General features: G+C 48.5%; 20 protein-coding genes and 1 tRNA gene. 16 read left to right on the top strand and 5 right to left on the bottom strand.

The genetic code is table 11. The features are described from left to right. Positions 1–464 precede the first annotated feature (464 nt). The 7 genes from ACTHTU_RS09460 (at position 465) to apaG (ending at position 6247) form a co-directional block, all read left to right on the top strand. Positions 465–752, top strand: coding sequence for a ComEA family DNA-binding protein (locus ACTHTU_RS09460; RefSeq protein ID WP_440362393.1), 288 nt, complete (start codon positions 465–467; stop codon positions 750–752). A 437-nt stretch (positions 753–1189) separates the two neighbouring features. After that, positions 1190–2038 (top strand): presqualene diphosphate synthase HpnD, encoded by an 849-nt coding sequence (hpnD, locus tag ACTHTU_RS09455; RefSeq protein ID WP_440362392.1) that lies wholly within the window; start codon positions 1190–1192, stop codon positions 2036–2038. Beyond that, entirely contained in the window at positions 2035–3342 is a 1308-nt protein-coding gene (gene hpnE / locus ACTHTU_RS09450; RefSeq protein WP_440362391.1) for a hydroxysqualene dehydroxylase HpnE, read from the top strand. Before hpnD ends, hpnE begins: the two co-directional genes overlap by 4 nt. A gap of 95 nt (positions 3343–3437) precedes the next feature. Then, positions 3438–4157: an SDR family oxidoreductase gene (locus ACTHTU_RS09445; protein ID WP_440362390.1), complete on the top strand. Its 720-nt coding sequence runs from the start codon at positions 3438–3440 to the stop codon at positions 4155–4157. A 187-nt stretch (positions 4158–4344) separates the two neighbouring features. Next, entirely contained in the window at positions 4345–5301 is a 957-nt protein-coding gene (thiL, locus tag ACTHTU_RS09440) for a thiamine-phosphate kinase (RefSeq protein WP_440362389.1), read from the top strand. Further along, positions 5294–5782, top strand: coding sequence for a phosphatidylglycerophosphatase A family protein (locus ACTHTU_RS09435; RefSeq protein WP_039864429.1), 489 nt, complete (start codon positions 5294–5296; stop codon positions 5780–5782). Before thiL ends, ACTHTU_RS09435 begins: the two co-directional genes overlap by 8 nt. Positions 5783–5878: 96 nt before the next feature. Further along, positions 5879–6247: a Co2+/Mg2+ efflux protein ApaG gene (gene apaG, locus ACTHTU_RS09430; protein WP_003682575.1), complete on the top strand. Its 369-nt coding sequence runs from the start codon at positions 5879–5881 to the stop codon at positions 6245–6247. A gap of 66 nt (positions 6248–6313) precedes the next feature. Here apaG and ACTHTU_RS09425 read toward each other — a convergent pair whose 3' ends face one another. Further along, on the bottom strand, positions 6314–6610 hold the full coding sequence (locus tag ACTHTU_RS09425) for a DUF2288 domain-containing protein (RefSeq protein WP_254320949.1): 297 nt from the start codon (positions 6608–6610) through the stop codon (positions 6314–6316). A 270-nt stretch (positions 6611–6880) separates the two neighbouring features. Here ACTHTU_RS09425 and ACTHTU_RS09420 point away from each other — a divergent pair, with 270 nt between their 5' ends. The 4 genes from ACTHTU_RS09420 to ACTHTU_RS09405 all read left to right on the top strand — a co-directional run bounded on the left by ACTHTU_RS09420 (position 6881) and on the right by ACTHTU_RS09405 (position 11148). Next, entirely contained in the window at positions 6881–7606 is a 726-nt protein-coding gene (locus ACTHTU_RS09420; RefSeq protein WP_249552092.1) for a metal ABC transporter ATP-binding protein, read from the top strand. 76 nt (positions 7607–7682) lie between these two features. Then, entirely contained in the window at positions 7683–8558 is an 876-nt protein-coding gene (locus ACTHTU_RS09415; protein WP_003685375.1) for a metal ABC transporter permease, read from the top strand. Positions 8559–8637: 79 nt separating this feature from the next. Beyond that, complete coding sequence (locus ACTHTU_RS09410) at positions 8638–9543, top strand: metal ABC transporter solute-binding protein, Zn/Mn family (protein WP_308905022.1); 906 nt, start codon at positions 8638–8640, stop codon at positions 9541–9543. Positions 9544–9810: 267 nt separating this feature from the next. Beyond that, positions 9811–11148, top strand: a complete 1338-nt coding sequence (locus ACTHTU_RS09405; RefSeq protein WP_049348798.1) for a sodium-dependent transporter — start codon at positions 9811–9813, stop codon at positions 11146–11148. Positions 11149–11274: 126 nt separating this feature from the next. On the opposite strand, the gene ACTHTU_RS09400 is transcribed toward ACTHTU_RS09405, so the two are convergent. Together ACTHTU_RS09400 and ACTHTU_RS09395 are read right to left on the bottom strand one after the other, a co-directional pair. Beyond that, complete coding sequence (locus ACTHTU_RS09400; RefSeq protein ID WP_440362388.1) at positions 11275–13251, bottom strand: TonB-dependent copper receptor; 1977 nt, start codon at positions 13249–13251, stop codon at positions 11275–11277. Positions 13252–13521: 270 nt separating this feature from the next. Continuing rightward, entirely contained in the window at positions 13522–15471 is a 1950-nt protein-coding gene (locus ACTHTU_RS09395; RefSeq protein ID WP_440362387.1) for a TonB-dependent copper receptor, read from the bottom strand. 427 nt (positions 15472–15898) lie between these two features. Here ACTHTU_RS09395 and ACTHTU_RS09390 point away from each other — a divergent pair, with 427 nt between their 5' ends. Together ACTHTU_RS09390 and ACTHTU_RS09385 are read left to right on the top strand one after the other, a co-directional pair. Then, complete coding sequence (locus ACTHTU_RS09390; RefSeq protein WP_440362386.1) at positions 15899–16672, top strand: FadR/GntR family transcriptional regulator; 774 nt, start codon at positions 15899–15901, stop codon at positions 16670–16672. A gap of 109 nt (positions 16673–16781) precedes the next feature. After that, positions 16782–17975 (top strand): amino acid aminotransferase, encoded by a 1194-nt coding sequence (locus ACTHTU_RS09385; RefSeq protein ID WP_440362385.1) that lies wholly within the window; start codon positions 16782–16784, stop codon positions 17973–17975. Positions 17976–18066: 91 nt separating this feature from the next. On the opposite strand, the gene ACTHTU_RS09380 is transcribed toward ACTHTU_RS09385, so the two are convergent. Further along, positions 18067–18142 (bottom strand) — tRNA-Arg (locus ACTHTU_RS09380). 284 nt (positions 18143–18426) lie between these two features. On the opposite strand from ACTHTU_RS09380, the gene ACTHTU_RS09375 reads away from it, so the two are divergent. Next, positions 18427–19293, top strand: coding sequence for a c-type cytochrome (locus ACTHTU_RS09375; RefSeq protein ID WP_128581331.1), 867 nt, complete (start codon positions 18427–18429; stop codon positions 19291–19293). Positions 19294–19509: 216 nt separating this feature from the next. Then, positions 19510–20847: a phosphoglucosamine mutase gene (glmM, locus tag ACTHTU_RS09370; protein ID WP_070646694.1), complete on the top strand. Its 1338-nt coding sequence runs from the start codon at positions 19510–19512 to the stop codon at positions 20845–20847. A gap of 76 nt (positions 20848–20923) precedes the next feature. On the opposite strand, the gene lolA is transcribed toward glmM, so the two are convergent. Continuing rightward, complete coding sequence (lolA, locus tag ACTHTU_RS09365) at positions 20924–21544, bottom strand: outer membrane lipoprotein chaperone LolA (RefSeq protein WP_036493771.1); 621 nt, start codon at positions 21542–21544, stop codon at positions 20924–20926. A 289-nt stretch (positions 21545–21833) separates the two neighbouring features. Here lolA and ACTHTU_RS09360 point away from each other — a divergent pair, with 289 nt between their 5' ends. Beyond that, positions 21834–22664, top strand: coding sequence for a ferritin-like domain-containing protein (locus tag ACTHTU_RS09360; protein WP_128581330.1), 831 nt, complete (start codon positions 21834–21836; stop codon positions 22662–22664). Positions 22665–22666: the final 2 nt, after the last annotated feature.

Raw genomic sequence — 22666 nt, 5'->3', positions numbered from 1 at the left:
ATCCCGAACAGGACCGTGAAACGACTCAGCGCCGATGATAGTGTGGTTCTTCCATGTGAAAGTAGGTCACCGCCAAACACCCATTCCGAAGCCCCCGACTGATGTCGGGGGCTTTTTACATGCCTGTTAGTTCTGTCGGTTTGATGATAGGAGGTAGGGTAATGGGTGCAAGGATATTGATGAACCGATACCCATTCCGATGCCTATTGAGTGTTCGTGCATGCTTGTTGTTTAAATTAAAGGATGACAACTCTGTTGTTATTCTTGAACAAAAGTACCGAAAGTTACGGTTAACTGTTTAGAATATTTGAAATCGAACGGTATTTGCGTTATTATGTCGTAAGCATTTATGTGGTATGGGCTGTTGCCCTATCTGCGTATGTGACAGTGTTTACAGAGTGGAATAAAACCATTCGGTAGACTTTATGACTGATTCAATCAAATATGTTATGGGAAAAAATCTGATGAAGAAATTTTTATTTGGTGCATTTGCCGCTGTCTGTGCAGCATTCTCTTTGGCCGCCGTGAATATCAATACCGCGTCTTCTGCCGAACTGGAGGCATTGCCGGGTATCGGTCCGGCTAAGGCGAAATCGATTGTGGAATACCGTCAGAAGAACGGTGCGTTCAAATCGGTGGAGGAGCTGAAAAACGTGAAGGGCATCGGTGATGCGGTGCTGAATAAGTTGAAGGCGGAGGCGACGGTTTCTCCTGCAACGCCTAAGGCCGCACAGCCTGCCGTGAAAAAATAAGCCTGACGGTTAACTGCCGTATACGCCGCCCCGAGGCCGAACCGTTTGCCGGTTCGGGTTGACGGGCGGCTTTGTATGGGGGCGACAATGAGAGCTTGGACCAATGGGGCTTCATTGGGCAAAAGGGACAAACGGATAGGGCGCCTCCTGTCGGATAGGGATATAAAAGATGAAGGGAATAAAGATATGTACTCAAATGCATTTGACGGAAAACGGAGTAGGGCAACTATACAGAGGGGCTACTCTTTGATACAGCTGTTGGTGGTGCTGCTGTTGGTTTCGATATTGGCAATGGTGGATATTAGGCCGTCTGAAAGATACTTAAGAATAGCTTTCAGACGGCCTTGTTGTAAGATGAGTTTTTGATATTGGCGTACTTTTTTAAATACAGATAAAATCCCTGCTAATTATTTATAACGATATTTTTAGGATACACAGTGCGTGCTTTGGATTATTGTCATCAAAAGGCTGCCGAAAGCCATTCCAGTTTTTTATCCGGCTTTCGTTTTTTATCGGTAGAAAAACGGAATGCGATCACTGTTTTATATGCTTTTTGTCGCGAACTAGATGATGTGGTTGATGGCTGTACCGATCCGAATGTGGCTCAGATTACCTTGAATTGGTGGCGCAGTGATTTGGAGAAAGTATTTAATAATGAGATGCCTGAGCATCCCGTTCATCAAGCTTTAAAAGATATTCGGGCAAATTTTGATTTGCCGAAGAATGAATTTGAAGCTTTGATTGATGGCATGCAGATGGATTTGGAGCAGGCTCGTTATGGTAGTTTTGATGAATTAAAGCTGTATTGCCATCGTGTTGCAGGGGTAGTGGGTTGTCTTATTGCGCGGATTTTAGGTTTTTCGAATCCCCAAACTTTGGAATATGCGGACAAAATGGGCTTGGCTTTGCAGTTGACGAACATTATTCGCGATGTGGGCGAAGATGCGCGGCAGGGAAGAATTTATCTGCCGATAGAGGAAATGCAGAAGTTTGATGTGCCTGCCAACGTAATTATGCAGTGCAAACCGACAGATAATTTTGCAAAATTGATGCAGTTTCAAGTGAATAGGGCGCGTGAAACTTATCGTGAAGCGATGCTGCTTTTGCCGGCTGAGGATAAGAAATCGCAAAAAGTCGGCCTGATTATGGCGGCTATTTATTATGCGTTGTTGAATGAAATTGACCGTGATGGTGCGCAAAATGTGTTGACTTATAAAATTGCGATTCCTTCTCCCCGTAAAAAACGTATTGCTTTGAAAACTTGGCTGTTTGGATTTAAACCATGAATACTAAGCGTCCAAAAATTGCCGTGATTGGTGCCGGTTGGGCAGGTTTGTCTGCGGCGGTTTCCCTGATTCATCGAGCTGATATTTCTTTGTTTGAGGCCGGGAGACAGGCAGGCGGTAGGGCGCGTGCCTTGTCTGGGAAAGATGATGGATTCAGCTTTTTGGATAATGGGCAGCATATCTTGTTGGGTGCGTATCATGGTGTTCAAACTTTGATGCAACATATTGGCGTTCAACCTGAATCAGCCTTTTTACGCCAGCCTTTGCGATGGTATATCCATGAAGGATTACAATTTCAGACGGCCTCTCTGCCTGCGCCTTGGCATTTGCTTGTCGGTATCCTGCGTGCGAAAAATCTTTCTTTTTCATTGAGAATCAAATTGCTGTCGGATATGTCGGCATTGCAACGTTGGGCTGCTCATCATAAAACTGATTTGACGGTTGCAAAGTGGTTGAGAACACGAAATGTTCCCCGCAGTATGCTTGGTCAATTTTGGCAACCTTTGGTCTGGGGTGCTTTAAATACGCCGTTAGAACAGGCATCGTTGCGCATTTTATGTAATGTATTGAATGATGGCGTGTGGTCTGAAAAGGCGAACAGCGATTATCTTTTGCCTAAGCAGGATTTAGGGCGGATCGTAGCCGAACCGGCGTTGGCGTTCCTACTCACGCATGGTGCAAAGATACATCTTGAAACTCGTGTTTCACATTTAAACCATCATATCGATGGCCGAATTGAAATCAATGGTGAAGTATTTGATGCGGTGATTTTGGCTGTTGCGCCATATCATGTTGACGCACTTCTGCCCGAAGATACGCCTGACTATATTCAGACGGCCTATCAATCGTTGAGTTACCATGCGATTACCACGGTTTATTTGCGTTATGCCCAAGCAGTCAAACTGCCAGCACCTTTAACCGGGTTTTCTGATGGTACGGCGCAATGGGTGTTACATCGGGGGGCGTTGGGTTTACCGGATAATGAAGTCGCGGTTGTCATCAGCGTTTCCGATTGCACCGAAGCTTGGAAGGATAAAGATTTGGCCGAGAAAATTCATGCGGACATTAAGCGGATTTGTCCGGATTTAGGTAAGCCCGAAACCGTACGCATTATTACGGAAAAACGCGCGACTACGGCGGCAACGGTTGATTTTGTACAACCAGATTTCTCATGGTTGTACCATCGCCGTATTTATCCGGCCGGCGACTACCTCCATCCGCGTTATCCGGCAACATTGGAGGCTGCTGTTCAGTCAGGCTTTGCCGCGGCTGAAAAGCTTATGCTGGATTTACAGGTTGAATAAACGGAGGCCGTCTGAATGTTCAGACAGCCTTTTTGACTTTACAAAACTTACCAAGCCGATACAATATCCGAAACCATAAAGTTCAAGGAAAAGTCATGACGACATTAGCGAACAAAACCATCTTGATTACCGGCGCATCTCAAGGCTTGGGCGAGCAGGTTGGCAAAGCCTATGCGGCTGCCGGAGCGACTGTCATTTTGGTGGCGCGTCATCAAAAGCGTTTGGAAAAAGTATATGATGCCATTGTGGCTGCGGGCAGCCCTGAGCCGTTTGCCATCTGCTTTGATTTGATGAGCGCAGAGGAGAAAGAGTTTAAGCAATTCGCGGAAACTATTGATGAAGCAACAGGCGGAAAATTGGATGGCGTGGTGCATTGCGCCAGCTATTTCTATGCCTTGTCGCCATTGGACTTCCAAACCGTATCGGAATGGGTCAACCAATACCGCATCAATACCGTTGCGCCTATGGGCTTGACCCGTGCGCTGTTCCCATTGTTGAAGCAATCCGAAGATGCTTCTGTGATTTTTGTTGGCGAAAGCCACGGCGAGAAACCGCAAGCCTATTGGGGCGGTTTTGGTGCCTCTAAAGCCGCGCTCAATTATTTGTGTAAAGTGGCCGCGGATGAGTGGGAACGTTTTGACAACCTGCGTGCCAATGTTTTGGTGCCGGGTGCCATCAATTCGCCACAACGTATCAAATCTCATCCGGGCGAATCGAAAAGCGAACGTAAAAACTACGAAGATGTCCTGCCGCAATTTATTTGGTGGGCAAGCCGAGAGAGCAGGGGGCGGACAGGCGAAATCGTCTATCTGTAAATATACCTGCTCAGATTGGTTTGAGAACATGAGGCCGTCTGAAATCTATATTTTCAGACGGCCTTTAACCTATTGAGTTTTATATCTAAATAGTGTTGAAGTGTAATGTTTGACGTTTTAGCAGGCAAACATCAGGCTGGCACAAAATTAGATATAGTAATCTAAGTTATAGTTATATTGGATAAATATGACGGAATTTGACTTTATCAGACAATATTTGCAGCGACAAAAATCGGAAGGTCTGATTTTGGGTATAGGGGACGATGCCGCTATTATTCGCCCAAGTAACGGATTTGATTTATGTTTTAGCGCTGATATGTTGATCAAAGGCAGACATTTTTTTGAAGATGTTTTGCCCGAAGATTTGGCATGGAAAATGCTTGCAGTAAATTTGTCCGATATGGCCGCAATGGGTGCCAAGCCGCGTTGGGTGTTGCTCAGTGCTGCGTTGCCTGAATTGAATCAAGACTGGCTCAAACGCTTTTGCGATAGCTTTTTTGCTTTGGCTGCGCGTTTTGATACGGTGTTGATTGGTGGTGATACCACCAAGGGCGATTTGGTCTTTAATGTAACAATAGTAGGTGAAGTTCCGACAGGGCATGCCCTGCGGCGTGATGCGGCCGAAGTCGGCGACGATATTTGGGTATCGGGTCGGTTGGGTTTGGCTGCCGCTGCGTTGAACAAACATCTGGGGCGTTGTCAATTACCGTCTGAAATTATGGCGGTTTGCGATGATAAATTGCTCCGTCCGGAACCGCGCGTTTCATTGGGTCAGGCATTGTTGCCGTTTGCCCATGCTGCGCAAGATGTTTCAGACGGCCTGGCTCAAGATGTGGGACATATTTTAAAAGCCTCTGCTGTCGGGGCGGAAATATTTGCCGATTGTGTGCCGTCGTTGCCTGAATTGAAAAACGTTTTGTCGCGCGAGCAATGGTTGTCGGCAGTATTGGCCGGCGGCGATGATTACGAACTGATTTTTACTGCTGCTCCAGAAGATAGGGAACGCGTTTATCAGGTAGCGGAACAAAGTGGCGTACCGGTTGCCCGAATTGGTAAAATGACTGACTCAGGCCGTCTGAATATTTTGGATGCCGAAGGCGGCGTATTGGAACTGACTTCTTTAGGATTTGATCATTTTGGCTGAACGTAAACCTACTTTTTCTTGGCTGTTGCATAAACCATTGTGTTTTTTAGGATTTGGTTTCGGCAGCGGCTTGTCGCCGGTTGCGCCGGGTACGGCCGGAACGCTGGCAGCATTACCTCTGGCTTTTGTATTGTGCCTGTTGGGCATAGATGGTTGGATATTGCTTTTATTGTGTATTGCCTTGTTTTTCTGGGGTATCCGCATTTGTGGTTATACCGAGAGGGAGCTGGGCATTCAGGATTACGGCGGTATCGTCTGGGATGAAATTGTCGCAATGCTGTTGGTGCTGTCGCTGATTCCGTTTAAATGGAGCTGGTGGCTGGCGGCTTTTGTTATTTTCCGCTTGTTTGATGCGTTGAAACCATGGCCGATCAAATGGTTTGACCGGCGGATTCATGGAGGTTTGGGCATTATGCTTGATGATTTGATTGCGGCTGTGATGACCTTGATGGTCTTGGGCCTGTTTTATTGGATCGCGTGATGCGTTTTAAGTGTTTCGACCCTTTGCAAAAATAGGGCGGGCACGCCGGAATTATTCGGATTGAAATAAAATAAATACCATACGGGGTAAACAATTATGAATGAAATCGAGATTAACGTGGAGCCGCGTTATATGGCCGGTCAGAGCGACGTCTATCGCGACCGCTACGCCTTCAATTATCTGATTACCATCTGCAACCGCAGTGATGAAATCATTACTTTGCGTCAGCGTTTTTGGGAAATCACCGACGGACACGGTGAGACAGAGCAGGTCGGTCATGCCGGCTTGATTGAAGAGCAACCTGTTTTGTACCCGGGCGAAGCCTATGAGTACAACAGCGGTTCGCAAATCAGCACTCCTTGGGGCAGTATCGAAGGCGCGTATGAGTTTGAAGACAGCATCGGTAAACGTTTCGTTATCGGGGTGCCGAAGCTTGAATTCAAAGCTGGCTTTACTTTACAATAGGTCGTCTGAAAAATGAAAAACCGGAACATGTGAAATGTTCCGGTTTTGTTTTTTCAGACAGCCTAATCAGTCTTTGCAAGGCTGTACCAATACCCACGGCGCCACGACAACCGCCCACATTTCCTGCTTATCCGCTAAAAATGTGCGCGCCATATCATCGCTGATGGCACCGAATTTGCCTTGTTTCATCCATTGTTTCAATGGCGCGGCTTCATCTTCGGCAACATGGCGGGCGACGGCAATCAAATCCAAATCGGGCGCAACATAGACGGCGGCACCGCGTGCGAAGTGGGGTTGCAGCTCTTCCCATGAAATGCGGGCGGTTTCGGTATTGAGTTTTTCGTTTAAGAGTGGAATAGACATAGGACAATCATCAAATAAAAAACGGATTGTAACCGATATTCGGCCTTTTGCCCGATGCCGTCTGAAAACGAAAGAAATTTACAGGGTTAACGTTATACAGTATCATTTTAATGTTTTAATTTTCTTTCAGTCGGCCTGTTGTCCGTATTCGGGCAAGGGCGGTTTTAGGCTTATGAATTCTGTATTGTTGACCGGATTGCTGCAAAGGCTGCTGATTGCGCTTGCCGCATTGGCGGCGTTGTGGGCTGTATATTTTTGGGCGGTGTCGCCATGAGTATCGTGGTGGAAAATCTGACGGTCAGCTATCAGCGAAGGCCGGTGGTGCACCATATCGATATGGTGTTTGAAGATGGCAAGATGTGGACGATTTTCGGGCCGAACGGCGCGGGCAAATCGACCCTGCTCAAAGCCATTATGGGTTTGCAGAAGACGGATACGGGCAGCGTGCGCTATGAAAATATGGCGCGCAAGGACATTGCCTATCTGCCGCAGCAGTCGGACATTGACCGCAGCCAGCCGATGACGGTGTTTGAACTGGCGGCGATGGGGCTGTGGTATGAAATCGGATTTTTCGGACGCGTGAACGCGGCGCAGAAAAAGCGCGTGATGGCGGCTTTGGAACGCGTGGAAATGCAGGATTTTGCCACGCGCCAAATTGCGCACTTGTCCAATGGCCAATTCCAACGCGTATTGTTTGCGCGGATGCTGGTGCAGGATGCCAAATTTTTGCTGTTGGACGAACCGTTTAACGCGGTGGACGCGCGGACGACTTATGCGCTGTTGGAAGTTTTGCGCCAATGCCATCAGGACGGTCAGGCGGTGATTGCCGTGTTGCATGATTACGAGCAGGTGAGGGCATATTTTGCCAACACGCTGCTTTTGGCGCGTGAAAAAGTGACTGCCGGTGCGACTGAAAATGTGTTGACCGATGAGTTTTTGGCACAGGCAAACCGAATGATGCAGAAACAGGAAGCGGCCGATTGGTGCGCGGTTTAATGGACAAGGCCGTCTGAAAGTAAGTATTTTTCAGACGGCCTCAGGCTTTCAGAGATTAATAAAAAAGCGATAAAACATGGATTTATATGATTTGGTCGTCGCGCCGTTTGCCGAATTTGACTTTATGCGCTATGCCCTGGCGTCGATTTTCTGTCTGGCATTGAGCGCGGCGCCTGTCGGTGTATTTTTGGTGATGCGCCGCATGAGTTTGGTGGGTGATGCCTTGAGCCATGCAGTTTTGCCCGGTGCGGCTATTGGCTATATGTTTGCCGGTTTGAGTTTGCCTGCGATGAGTGTCGGCGGTTTTGCGGCCGGTTTGCTGATGGCTTTGCTGGCAGGTTTGGTCAGCCGGTTTACTTCATTGAAAGAAGATGCGAACTTTGCCGCATTTTATTTGAGCAGCCTTGCCATCGGCGTGGTTTTGGTCAGCAAAAACGGCAGCAGCGTCGATTTGCTGCATTTGCTGTTTGGCTCGGTATTGGCAGTGGATATTCCGGCTTTGCAGCTGATTGCCGTTTCTGCGAGTGTGACTATTTTGCTGATGGCTGTGATGTTCCGCCCGCTGGTGTTGGAAAGCATAGACCCTTTGTTCCTCAAGGCTGTTGGCGGTAAGGGTGGCTTTTGGCATGTGTTGTTTTTGGTGCTGGTTGTGATGAATCTGGTTGCCGGTTTTCAGGCATTGGGTACGCTGATGTCGGTAGGCTTGATGATGTTGCCGGCGATTACCGCCAGACTGTGGGCGAAAAGCATGGGTTGGCTGATGATTTTGTCGGTCGCATTGGCTTTGCTTTGTGGTTTGGCAGGACTGTTGTTTTCCTACCATATCGAAATCCCGTCTGGCCCGGCGATTATTTTATGCTGCGGCACGCTTTACCTGATTTCCGTCGTGTTCGGTTGGGAAGGCGGTATTTTGGCAAAATGGCTGCGCCGCAAGAAACACCGCACGGCATGATTTTTCAGACGGCCGCTTGAATAATCAGGCGGTCTGTTTTATGATGATGTTAATGTTACGTTATATCACTGGAGAGAATATGAAACATTGGAAACTCGGCATCGTTGCCGCATTATTGACCGGTGCAGCTTATGCCGCTCCGCTGCCTGTTGTCACCAGCTTCAGCATTTTGGGCGACGTGGCCAAACAGATTGGTGGCGACCGTGTGGCCGTTCAAAGCTTGGTGGGCCCTAACCAAGACAGCCATGCCTACCACATGACCAGTGGCGACATCAAAAAAATCCGCAGTGCCAAATTGGTATTGCTTAACGGTTTGGGCTTGGAAGCCGCCGATGTACAGCGTGCAGTCAAACAGAGCAAAGTGCCTTTCGCTGAAGCGACCAAAGGCATTCAGGCTTTGAAAGCAGAAGAGGGCGGCCATCATCATGACCACGATCATGAAGGCCATCATCACGATCACGGAGAGTTTGACCCGCACGTTTGGACCGACCCCGTCCTGATGGGCACTTATGCGCAAAACGTTGCCAATGCGCTTATTCAAGCCGACCCTGAAGGCAAAACCTACTATCAGCAACGTTTGGGCAACTATCAAATGCAGCTGAAAAAATTGCACAGCGATGCGCAGGCTGCCTTTAATGCCGTACCTGCCGCCAAGCGTAAAGTCTTGACCGGACACGATGCGTTCACGTACATGGGCAAACGCTACAATATTGAATTCATCGCCCCTCAAGGCGTGAGCAGCGAAGCCGAGCCGTCTGCCAAACAAGTGGCTTCCATCATCCGCCAAATCAAACGCGAGGGCATTAAAGCCGTCTTTACCGAAAACATCAAAGACACGCGCATGATTGACCGTATCGCCAAAGAAACCGGCGTCAATGTCAGCGGACGTTTGTATTCCGATGCATTGGGTGGCGCACCGGCCAACAGCTACATCGGCATGTACCGCTACAATGTCAAAGTTTTGACTGATGCCATGAAAAAATAAAGCGGCTTAAGGATAAAGGCCGTCTGAAACCTTAAAAACAAGGTTTCAGACGGCCTTTTATATGCTTATTTTTAAAATAAACCGTCAAATTTAAAATATAAAAATAAAATTTGTGCTATTGAAAGTTTAATTATCAAAAATTCATGCCAATTTGCTTGGTAAGTACGCACCATCCGTGCGAATTGCTTATCGGCTGTCTGCCAGCCACTCACGGCTTGACTTCACCCTGTTACAATTCGGCATCTTCACGTTTCTTAATCTTACATCATGAGCAATCATTCGTCTTGGTCATCCAAAATCGGCTTTGTGCTTGCTGCGGCAGGCTCGGCCATCGGTTTGGGTGCAATTTGGAAATTCCCTTATACAGCCGGTACCAACGGCGGCGCCGTATTCTTTCTTTTGTTTTTGATTTTCACCATTTTGGTGGCTTTGCCGGTTCAACTGGCCGAGTTTTACATCGGCCGTACAGGCGGTAAAAACGCCATTGATTCCTTTAAAGTATTGCGCCCGGGTTCGCAGTGGCCGTGGGTCGGCCGCATGGGCGTGGCCGCGTGTTTTATTTTGCTGTCGTTTTACAGCGTGGTCGGCGGCTGGGTATTGAACTACGTCGTGCACAGCTTTACCGGTGAAATTCATGCCGGTGCGGATTTTGAAGCCTTGTTCGGCAACACGATTTCTTCACCGTTTGGTTCGCTGTTTTACCAAGGCTTGTTCATGCTGATTACCATTTGGGTGGTTAAAGGCGGCATTTCAGACGGCATTGAAAAGGCAAACCGCGTGTTGATGCCGGGTTTGTTTATCCTCTTTATCGCATTGGCCGTTCGTTCGCTGACCTTGCCCGGCGCAATGGAGGGCGTGGCATTCTTGTTGAAACCGGATTGGTCGTATTTGAAACCGGGCACGATGCTGACTGCTTTGGGTCAGGCATTTTTTGCCTTGAGTATCGGCGTGTCTGCGATGATTACCTATGCCTCGTATTTGGGTAAGGATCAGGATATGTTCCGCTCCGGCCATACGATTATGTGGATGAACCTGTTTGTATCATTACTGGCCGGTTTGGTGATTTTCCCTGCGGTATTTGCCTTCGGTTTTGAACCCGGCCAAGGCCCCGGCCTGATTTTTGTCGTGTTGCCTGCGGTTTTCATGAAAATGCCGATGGGGACTTATTTATTCGCCGTATTCATGCTGTTGGTTGTTTTTGCAACGCTGACTTCCGCATTTTCCATGCTGGAAACCGTGATTGCGGCAACCATCCGCCAAGACGAGAAAAAGCGCAGCAGCCACACTTGGATAATCGGTATTGCGATTTTCATAGTCGGTATTCCTTCGGCGCTGTCTTTCGGCGTATGGAGCGAGTTTAAAATTTTCGGCAAAACCATTTTTGACTTGTGGGATTTCATCATTTCCGCCGTCATCATGCCGATTGGTGCTTTGAGTGTTGCCGTGTTTACGTCATGGATTCAAGACAAACAGTCCGTCCTGCGCGATGCGGGCATGGGCAGTACAGTGCCGAAACAGCTGCTTTACCTGTGGCTGGGTGCGCTTCGCTATCTTGCGCCGATTGCGATTGTTGTGGTGTTCATCAACTCTTTGGGTTTGATTTAAACCGATAGTGGGCAGACAGTCCGGCGAAGCAATGCAACTTCGGGCTGTTTGTTTAAAACATCATGAAAAATATTAAGGCCGTCTGAACATTTTTCAGACGGCCTTTTTATAGATGCGCGAGGCTGGTTAGAACTTCGCTTGCAGTCTCAGCCATGCAGTACGGCCGGGTTCGTTCACGCGCATGGTTTGAGTACCGGCAGACGGGTCGCCGCCGCGGCTGACGAATTCAGCATAGGTTTTGTTGAACACGTTGTCCACGCCGCCTTGCAATGTGGCGTATTTGCTGAATTTCCAACCGGCGTTGAGCGAGAGTACGCCAAAGCCTGAAGAGGCGCCGATGTCTTGGCCGACGATATTGCCTTGGCCTTTGCTGTAACGGTTTTGCTTGGCCACGACGCGCCACAATGCGCCTGCGCTGAATTTACCGTTGTCAAAGGCAAGGGTGTTGTTCCACTCGAGCGGCGGCGTTTGTGCCAAAGGTTTGCCGTCGGTACGGTTTTTGCCGTGGGTGTAGGCGAGGCTGGTGCCGACTTCCCAGTTAGGCGCAAATGTCCATTTGACTTCGGCTTCGCCGCCAAAGCGTGAAGCGTTGATGTTGCGCACGTTGAAATTCATGCCTTGGCGCTCCATCATGATGAAGTCTTTGATGTTGCTGCCGAATACGGATACGGATGCGTGGAGGTTAGGACGTTTCCAGATTACGCCTGCATCGATTTGGCGGTTTTGCTCTGCGCGGATGGCTTTGTGTTCGGAGCGCAGGCGTTCCCAATAGTCAGGCGCGCGTTCGGCAATGCCGAATCCGGCATAGTATTTCAGGCCGTTGTCCGTATTTCTTTCCCAACGCAGGAAGCCTGAGTTCAAATTGAATTTTTGATGTTTCAAAACGGGGTCGGTCACACGCGCGGTATCGTAATGCGCTTTGACTTGGTCATGGCGCAAACCTGCTACCCAGCGTTGATTGTCGGTTTGCTGCCAAGAAGCTTCGGTGAAAATACCCCATTGTTTGAAACTTTGGTTGGGCATGTAAGGCTTGTGGCTGTAGCCGTCGCCACCACGCTCCATGCGTGCGACGTGGACGTCGTCCAGATAATCCAAACCGGTTTGCAGATTGAGCTTGTCCCAGTCGAAAGTGGCTTTCAGACGGCCTGTATCGGTATTGCGTTTAGGGTTGTTGGCATTTTTAATCTGCATGCCGGCAGGGTTGCGGATGGTACGCAGGCTGTATGTGTCCATCACATGGTCGATTTCGCTTTTACCGTAGCGCAGTTCCAATTCGCTGAACCATGGTGTGAGGTTGCGTTGGGTAAAACGGATATTCCACGCATCACGGTCGAATTTGCTGCCGTCCATCATGCGGTCGGCGTAGGCAACCTTGGCTCTGCTGCGCTCGTATGTGCCGGCAATGGTGGTGTTTTCTGTCGGAGTAACACCCAGTTGCAACATTTGGCTGTCGCGTTTGAAGTTGGAGTGAATACGGTTGCCGTCGCCGTCTTTGTAGTCGTCGGCTTCGTTATGGGAGATATTGGTACGGACGTAGCCGTATTTTCCGCCGAACTCGGCTTCCAGCGAGCCGTCAAGGCGGTCGTTGCTGCCTGCTGTCAGAGTGGCATTGATGTTGTAAGGTTTTTCAGTGAAGTCAGGGTCTTTACGGATAAATTGCACCGAACCGCTGACCAAGCCCATACCTTGGGTGACGGTTTGCGGGCCTTTGGTGACCACGACTTTATCAAATGAATTTGGGTGAATATAGGCAGTCGGCGGGTCCATGCGCATACCGCAACCGCCATAAATAAACTGGTCGTCGGCATTGACGGAGAGGCGCGAGCCACCCAAGCCACGGAACAGCGGATCGCCCGAGCTGCCGCCTTTGCGGATGATGCTCATATTAGGTACAGATTGCAAAAGGTCTGCCCCGTCTCCGGCAGGGAGGGGTTGCAAAGCAGCTTTGGGGTTGAAAGTAACGCGATTGGCTTTTTCTTGTTGTGTGCCGGTGACGGTGACAGGGGAAAGGGTAACCGTTTCTTTAGGTACAGGATCAGTGTCTGCCCATGCTTGGGATACGGCTAAGACGATAGGCAAGATAAGTAATGGTGGGTATTTCATATGGTCTCTCTCTATTATTAAGTGTCATGTTAGATACTGCTTAAGTAGTATATATAAAGTTTATTAAAATTGAAACGTATAGTTCTTAACCTATATCAACATTTCTAATCGGATTCTGTATTGATGCTAAGGGGTTGTACGGTTGGAGGATTTTTGATGGCCTTAACCATATGTATTTTAGCCTTTATGCGTGATTCATTATAATGAGGAAAAGATAAAGGCCGTCTGAAAAATTTTCAGACGGCCTTTATCAGGCGCGTTAAATACGCATTAGAACTTCGCTTGCAGTCTCAACCAAACATTGCGGCTAGGTTCGTTCACGCGCAGCGTTTGAGTACCGGCAGCTGGGTTGCCGCTTTTATTCACAAATTCAGCGTAGGTTTTGTTGAATACATTGTCCACACCGCCTTGCAATGTGGCGTATTTGTTGAATTTCCAGCCTGCATTGAGGGAGAGAACGCCAAATCCGGCAGATGGGCCTATATCCTGACCGATGATGTTGCCTTGGTTTTTGCTGTAACGGTTTTGTTTAGCTACAACGCGCCATAATGCGCCTGCGCTGAATTTTCCGTTGTCAAAGGCCAGGGTGTTGTTCCATTCCAGTGGCGGAGTTTGTGCCAAAGGAAGGTTGTCGGTACGGTTTTTGCCGTAGGTGTAAGCCAAGTTGCTGGCTATGCTCCAGTTAGGGGCAAATTTCCATTTCACTTCCAATTCGCTGCCGTAACGGGTTGCGTTAATATTGCGGGCAGTGCGGTGGTGTGGGCCCAGTTGCTCAACCAAGATAAAGTCGCGGATTTTGCCTGCGAAGATGGAAGAGGAAACATGCCAATCGCCGTTGTTCCAAATCAGACCGGCATCCAATTGACGGTTGGTTTCTTTTTTCAGCTCTTCTTCCAAGTTGCGTTCCCAATAGTCCGGCGAACGTTGTGCAACGCCCAAACCGGCATAATATTTGGTATTGCCTACGGTTTGCTCGAAACGCAGGAAGCCGGAACTCAACGGATATTTGATGGTTCTGTTAGGGTCTTTTTCAGGGTAGGGCTCGTAAACGGCCGTTACTTTGTCGTGACGGAAACCGGCAACCAATTTTTGTTTGTCGGTAGGGTACCATGCGAGTTCTGCAAAGCCGCCCCATTGTCTAAAGCTCTGGGTAGGTTTGAACGGGCGGAAAACGTAGTTTTCATTGCCGTTACGCTCAGAGTGGCGATCGCGCATATAGTCGATACCGGTTTGCAGATTGACATTGTTCCAGTCGAATGTCGCTTTCAGATTGCCGGTGTCAGTGTGGCGTTTAGGGTTCATTGCCTTTTTACCCATCTTACCGACAGGACGGAGGCTGTATGTGTCCATTACATGGTCGATTTTGCTTTCGCCGTAGCGAGCTTCGATTTCGCTGAACCAAGAAGTCAAATTCCGTTGGCTAAAGCGGATATTCCACGCATCACGGTCAAATTTGCTGCCGTCCATCATACGGTCTGCGTAAGCGGCTTTGCCGCGGCTGCGCTCGTATGTGCCTGCGATGGTCGTGTTTTCAGTTGGCGTAATACCTGCTTGAATCATTTGGCTGTCGCGTTTGAAGGCAGAATGTACGCGGTTGCCGTCGCCGTCTTTGTAGTCGTCTGCTTCATTATGGGAAATATTGGTGCGGACATAGCCGTATTTGCCGCCGATACCGGCTTCGAGTGCTGCGTCACGTCGACCATTGCTGCCAATGGTGGTGTTGCCGTTCAGCAGGTAAGGCTGCTCGTCAAATTTTGGATCTTTGCGGACAAAGTGTACTGAGCCGCTAATCAAGCCCATGCCTTGAGTAACCGTTTGCGGACCTTTGGTGATAACGACTTCATCAAATGTGCTGGGGTGAATATAGGAAGTTGGCGGGTCCATACGGTTGGAGCAGCCACCATAAACAAATTGGTCGTCTGCATTGATGGCAAGACGGGAGCCACCCAAGCCACGGAACAATGGGTCGCCGGAGCTGCCGCCTTTGCGGATGATGCTCATATTGGGTACGGATTGCAAAAGGTCGGCACCATCGCCGGCAGGGAGGGGTTGCAAGGTAGCTTTAGGATTGAAGGTAACGCGGTTGGCTTTTTGTTGCTGAGTGCCGGTTACAGTAACAGGGGAGAGTGTAACAGTTTCTTCTGGAGCGGGGTCGGTATCTGCCCAAGCATGAGATACAGCCAAAGCAATAGGCAAGATGAGTAATGGTGGGTATTTCATGTGAATCCTTATATATATTAGGTGTTATATTGTGTAATCCTTTTGCATTATATATAAAGATTATTTAAATTAAAACATACGGTTTTTAACTTATATCAATATTTGTCATTTTATCTGCATGTTTTGATAAGGCGTGATTGGTGATACCGGTAATGACAAAATTTGATTCCTTTTAAGCAGTTGATGAAAAATGCCAATATGGTTTTAAGCTTGATTATTTGGAATTTCATTAATTTAATGATTTAACTGAAAGCAAGAAGATATTTGGTATAGAAAGCATCATTTACTTATGATTTTCTAGTGATGTTGCGATTTGATAACATTTCTTGACGAAAAAATAGGGGATTGATTAGAATGGGCGGCCAATTGGTCAATCCAATTTATGGCCGTCTGAATAAAACTGTCCTTCAATCATCAGGAATACAACATGACGAAATTGGTTCGTCCGCAAAAAATCAGCGATCAGGTTTTAGCCGTTTTGGAAGAACGTATCGCTACCGGCATTTATGAAGAAGGCAGTAAATTGCCTCCCGAACGTACGCTTGCGGAAGAATTCGGCGTATCGCGTCCATCGGTCAGGGTAGCGTTGAATATCTTGATTGCCAAGCAGGTTTTGGAAGCGCGGCAGGGCGATGGCTATTATGTTTCCGTCAAGCCGCAACAGGATTTTTTGCAAAGCTGGCAGGAGTTGCTCGGCAAACATACCAATTGGGAAACAGACGTATTCGATTTCAGTTGCCACGTTGAAGGCTGTATGGCGGCGCTGGCTGCCGAAAGACGGACTGATGCCGATTTGAAACGCATTGACTTCTGGCGGCAGAAGTTCGAGACGGCCTGTGAAAGCGGAAATTTGGAGCATCAAGCCGAAGCAGACGTCAGCTTCCATCAAACCATTGCCGATGCCGCACACAATATCCTATTCAGTCATCTTTCCAGCAGCCTGCTCAAAATGCTTTATCAGCAAACACGCAGTGGCATTATCTATATCCATCAAACCGAAGACCCGCGCCCGACACTGATTGCCCAGCACCGCGATATTTTTGAAGCCATTGCCCAGGCCAAACCGGCGGAGGCGGCGGAAGCGGCCAAACTGCATTTGAATTATGTCGCTCGTCGTATTTTGCAGGACAGAGAATATCAAAGCCGCAGCGAGCATGCGGATGTATTGGCACAAAATGATTTGAAACGGGTAGATTGGTAGCGTTTAAAAATAATCAGGCCGTCTGAATTTTTCAGACGGCCTGATTTTGCAAATAAGCCCTTTTAGTGCCACAATCTTCATCATTCTGTCTGAAAACAAAGGAAGCACCATGTACCGTCATGTCGAGTATTATCCGGGCGATCCGATTTTGAGTTTGGTTGAAACCTTCAAACGCGACGAGCGTCCTGAAAAAGTCAATTTGAGCATCGGCATTTATTTTGATGACGAAGGCAAAATGCCGGTTTTGGAATCTGTCCGCCTGGCAGAAGCAGGGCGTGCGGCCGTACCGCGCCCCTCTACTTATCTGCCGATGGAAGGTTTGGATACTTACCGAAGCGCGGTTCAGCGTTTGCTGTTTGGGCAGGATAATCAGGCGCTGGCAGAAGGGCGCGTTGCAACCATACAGACTTTAGGCGGCTCAGGGGCGTTGAAAGTCGGTGCCGACTTTTTGCACCGTTGGTTCCCCGATGCAAAAGCCTATGTCAGCGATCCGACTTGGGACAACCATAAAGGCATTTTTGAAGGGGCAGGTTTTGAAGTGGGGACGTATCCTTATTATAACCCTGAAACCGTCGGCGTGAAATTTGAAGAAATGACTGCGTTTTTCAAAACATTGCCGGAAAACAGCGTCTTGATTTTGCATCCATGCTGTCAAAACCCGACCGGCGTAGATATGTCGAAAGCGCAATGGGATGAAGTGTTGGATATTATCAAAACGCACAAGCTGATTCCGTTTATGGATATTGCCTATCAAGGTTTCGGCGAGGATTTGGACAACGATGCCTATGCAATCCGTAAAGCCGTCGAAATGGGCCTGCCTTTGTTTGTCAGCAACTCTTTCTCGAAAAACCTGTCGCTGTACGGCGAGCGCGTCGGCGGTTTGAGCGTCGTGTGTCCCAATAAGGAAGAAGCAGAGCTGGTGTTCGGACAGTTGAAATTTACCGTCCGCCGCATTTATTCCAGCCCCGCCGCGCATGGTGCATATATTGCGTCTGATGTGATGAATAGCGAGGAGCTACGCGCTTTGTGGGAAAACGAGGTTTACGCCATGCGCGACCGCATCCGTGCCATGCGTCAGAAACTTTATGATGTTTTGACGGCCAAAATTCCCAATCGTGATTTCAGCTATTTCATCAAACAGCGCGGCATGTTCAGCTATACAGGCCTAACCGTAGAGCAGGTACACCGCCTGCGTGACGAGTTTGCCGTTTATCTGCTGGATTCGGGCAGGATGTGTGTGGCAGGATTGAATGCATCGAATATCGATTATGTAGCCGAGGCATTTGCCAAAGTGTTGCAATAGCCATGCAATCTGAAATTGAATGTAGTTTTATTTGAAGTAAATCAAAAGGCCGTCTGAAAAATTTTCATCTTTCAGACGGCCTATTTATAATTGGCGCACCCAACAGGGATCGAACCTGTGACCTCCAGCTTCGGAAACTGACACTCTTCCAACTGAGCTATGGGTGCGAAAGCCGTAAGGTTAACGCATATTGGCTTTATTGGCAAAGTTTATCTTGAAAGTGTCTGAAAGTGGCATTGGCGGTCACTTTTTGCATAGCTGGAATAATCAATTAACTACAAAGGCTTAGCAGAATTTAGATGGCCTTTTGAGGATTTTTGCGTATCTTTTTCTCAAGATGGATTGGAAAGCCTTTGCGAATTCAGTATAATCCAGCAAAATATTGTTAACTGCGTTTAACACATAAACTATAATTTACAGCACAACCTAACCTAACGGCGAGGCCTACCAAATGAAACAACTCCGCGACCACAAAGCCCAAGGCTCTGCATTGTTCACCCTTGTGAGCGGTATCGTTATTGTCATTGCAGTGATTTACTTCCTGATCAAACTGGCGGGAAGCGGTTCATTCGGCGATGTTGCCGAAACAACCGAAGCTGCGACTCAAACCCGTATCCAGCCAGTCGGCCAACTGAAATTGGGCGACGGCATTCCAGTCGGCGAGCGTCAAGGCGATCAGATTTTCAACAAAATCTGTATTCAATGTCACGCAGCGGACAGCATTGTTCCCAAAGCGCCTAAATTTGAAAACAAAGGCGATTGGGCGCCTCGCATTGCTCAAGGCTTTGATACCTTGTTCCAACACGCTTTGAACGGTTTCAACGCAATGCCTGCCAAAGGCGGTGCAGCTGATTTGACCGATCAAGAATTGAAACGCGTCATTACTTACATGGCCAACAAAGCCGGCGGTACTTTCCCTGATCCTGATGCCGCAGCTCCTGCCGATGCAGCCGCTTCCGGTGAAACCGCTTCAGCTCCGGCGGCTGAAGGTGCAGCTCCTGCAGAAGCCCCTAAAGCAGATGCGGCCAAAGCAGATGACAAAGGTGCGGCAGCTCCAGCAGCCGGTGGCGCAGACGGCAAAAAAGTTTACGAAGCCAACTGCCAAGCATGTCACGGCGGCGCAGTTCCAGGTGTTCCTCATGTAGGTAAAAAAGAAGACTGGGCTCCTCGTATCAAACAAGGTAAAGACACCCTACACAAACACGCACTCGAAGGCTTTAACGCAATGCCTGCCAAAGGTGGTAACGGTAGCCTGAGCGATGATGAAGTGAAAGCTGCAGTTGATTACATGGCTAATCAGTCTGGTGCTAAATTCTAAGATTTGATTTTGAATCTCGAATAGGAAGCGCATTCTGCAAAAGGATGCGCTTTTTTTGTGCAGGAAATCTGGATCTTGCTATAATACTGAAGTAGTAAATTATTCTCATGATCAAGGGTCGTCTGAAAGATTCAGACGGCCTTCGAATACAATCAAGATTCTTTTAAAGAAGTTCAACCATATTCACATACGACAAAACAATCACGGAGTTATCTCATGGCAAAAAAATATTTCGGTACTGACGGTGTGCGTGGCGAAGTCGGTCAGTTTCCTATCAATCCTGATTTTGTCCTGAAATTAGGCTATGCGGCAGGTCAGGTTTTGGTGCAGCACGAAGGCGAAATCAAACCAACCGTCTTGATCGGTAAAGACACGCGTATTTCAGGCTATATGCTGGAAGCCGCGCTGATCGCCGGCTTTACTGCCGCCGGTGTCAATGTTATTCAAACCGGCCCTCTGCCAACCCCGGGCGTAGCGTATCTGACCCGTGCTTTGCGTTTGTCTGCCGGTGTGATGATTTCTGCTTCCCATAACGTTTATTCCGACAACGGCATTAAATTCTTTGCCGAAGGTGGTGTGAAGCTGAGCGATGAAATCGAGTTGGAAATCGAAGCCAAAATCGATGAGGAAATGAAAACCCAGCCGTCCAGCCGTTTGGGCCGTGCGCGCCGGATTAATGGTGCGGATGACCGCTATATCGAGTTCTGTAAATCCACTTTCCCAAGTCATTTGGATTTGCGCGGTCTGAAATTGGTGGTCGATACCGCCAATGGTGCAGGCTATGCAGTTGCGCCTAAAGTATTCCACGAGTTGGGTGCGCAAGTGGTTAGTATCGGTGATGAGCCAAACGGCTACAATATCAATGAGAAATGTGGTGCGACCCATCCGAAAGCTCTGCAAGCGGCTGTGTTGCAAAATGAAGCCGATTACGGCATTGCCTTGGATGGCGATGGCGACCGTTTGATGATGGTTGACCGCAATGGCAAAGTGTATGACGGCGACAGCTTGATTTATGTGATTGCCAAAGCACGCGCGCACGAAGGCGTGGAGATCGGCGGCGTGGTGGGTACGGTGATGACCAATATGGCGATGGAAGTTGCTTTGAAAGAGCAGGGTGTTGATTTCTGCCGCGCCAAAGTGGGCGACCGCTATGTGTTGGAACAGCTCCATCAACGCGGTTGGTTGATTGGCGGCGAAGCCAGCGGCCATATTTTGTGCATGGACAAACACAATACCGGTGACGGCATCATTTCCGCGCTGCAAGTTTTGGCCGCACTGCAAACCTTGAATCAAGACCTTGCCACCGTTTGCGCCGATTGGCAGCCGTATCCGCAAACCATGATCAACGTCCACATCAAAAAAGGCCAAAACTGGCAGGACGCTTCCAAAGAGGCTTTGGCTGAAGTGGAAAAAGAACTCGAAGGCAAAGGCCGCGTGGTCTTGCGCGCATCCGGTACCGAGCCTGTCGTACGCGTGATGGTGGAAGCCAAGCAGGCAGACTGGGCGAAAAAAGGCGCAGAAAAAATTGCCGCTGCCATTCAAGGTCAAAAGTAACAGTGTGTTTGATTTTGAATTGAACTAAATAAAAGGCCGTCTGTTGTTCAGACGGCCTTTGTGTTTCATTAGAAGCTTAGTTGCTTAAGACATCCACGCCTTTAGGAGGCGTGAATTTGAACATACCGCTGGAAAGGTTTGGCTTGGTGTTCAAACCGCTGAAGCTGATGCTGGTTTGGTTGCCGAAGCTGTCTTTCAGCTGCATGGCGGCGAGGTTGTCGCCTTTGAAACCGATGCGGATGTATTGATAGCCGGCGTTGTTTTTCTTAGGTGTAGCCAAAACGTAGTCGATACCGTTGGCAGAACCGTCTTCTTTCAGCGTGTAGCTGCTGTCCAATGCCGTTTTGTTGGAGAGGATGGCGGCAGGGCTGTCGCCGATGGTTTGGTCTTGTGAGGATTTGGTTACTTGCGCCAAATCTACGTCATAGAGCCAAATGGTTTTGCCGTCGCCGACGATGGTTTGTTTGTAGGGTTTGGTGTATTCCCATTTGAACAAACCCGGGCGCAGGATTTTGAATGTACCGTATGTGGTTTGGGTTTTCTTTTTACTGTGAACGGTTTGGCTGAAGTTGCCGCTGATACCGTCGGCGTCATTATTGAATTTTTTCAGGGCGTCCACTGCGCCGGCTTGTGCAAAGCCGATGGCTGAAGAAAGCAGCGCGGCAGCGGTCAGTGTGAACAGTCGGGTAGTTTTCATGTTTTGATTCCTTGTTCGGAGAGATGGGTTCAGTATAGACGTTATGGTGTAACAGGCAAGGGGTTGAATGGAGGGTTTAATTTGTGTAAATATGAAAAATCCAATCAAGTGACTGAAATAATTTCATTTCTTCAGACGGCCTGTATTTGGTTTTGACGTTTTTTTAATGAAGCACACAATGGTTTGGTGTGGTATTTAATGTCATTTGACGGAAAGCTTGAAATTATAGTCTTTCTGTTTGCTTTTTAAAACGGTTATAATATTTGTCTTTTTAAAACAATGGTTTTGTATGTATCTGAATCCTTATCCTTTATTGGAACAGGCTTTGCTGTCGGACAATCCGGATGAAAAGGGAAGGTTGACACAGGCCTTGTTTGCGCAGTTGGGCGAGGCGGAAGGTTTGACGGTTGATGAGTCAAAACCTGTGGATTGCCGTTTTGCCGGACATCCGTTGCGTCCACGTTTGGTTGCGCCTTCGGAGGTTACGCCGCGCAAGATGAATACGGTCGAAGGCTATGCGGCCATGTTGCATGCGATTGCGCACATTGAATTTAATGCGATTAATCTGGCTTTGGATGCGGCGTATCGTTTCCGCAATATGCCGTTTCAGTTTGTGTGCGATTGGGTAAGGGTGGCGAAAGAAGAAGTGTTTCACTTCGGCTTGATGCGTGGCCGTCTGAACAGCTTGGGCTACGATTACGGCGATTTTGAAGCGCACGGGCATTTGTGGGACATGGCGTATAAAACCGCTTACGATCCCTTGTTACGCATGGCTTTGGTGCCGCGGGTGTTGGAAGCGCGCGGTTTGGATGTCACGCCGGGTATTCGTGCAAAAGTGGCACAGCGTGGCGATGTGGAAACCTGCGATGTGTTGGATATTATTTATCGCGATGAAGTAGGGCATGTCGCCATCGGCAATCATTGGTATCAGCATCTTTGCCGTGAGCGCGGTTTGGAACCGGTTGCCTTGTTCCGCAGCCTGATTGCGCGTTACGATATGTTTATCTTCCGCGGCTACGTCAATATCGAAGCACGGGAACGCGCAGGATTCAGCCGTTTCGAGCTGGATATGTTGGAAGATTTTGAGAAAAGTTTGAAACAGGATAAAAAGGCCGTCTGAAA

The organism is Neisseria sp. P0020.S005, assembly GCF_051957055.1.
GTDB classification, from domain to species: domain Bacteria; phylum Pseudomonadota; class Gammaproteobacteria; order Burkholderiales; family Neisseriaceae; genus Neisseria; species Neisseria subflava_A.
This window is presented reverse-complemented; position numbering and strand designations above follow the sequence as displayed.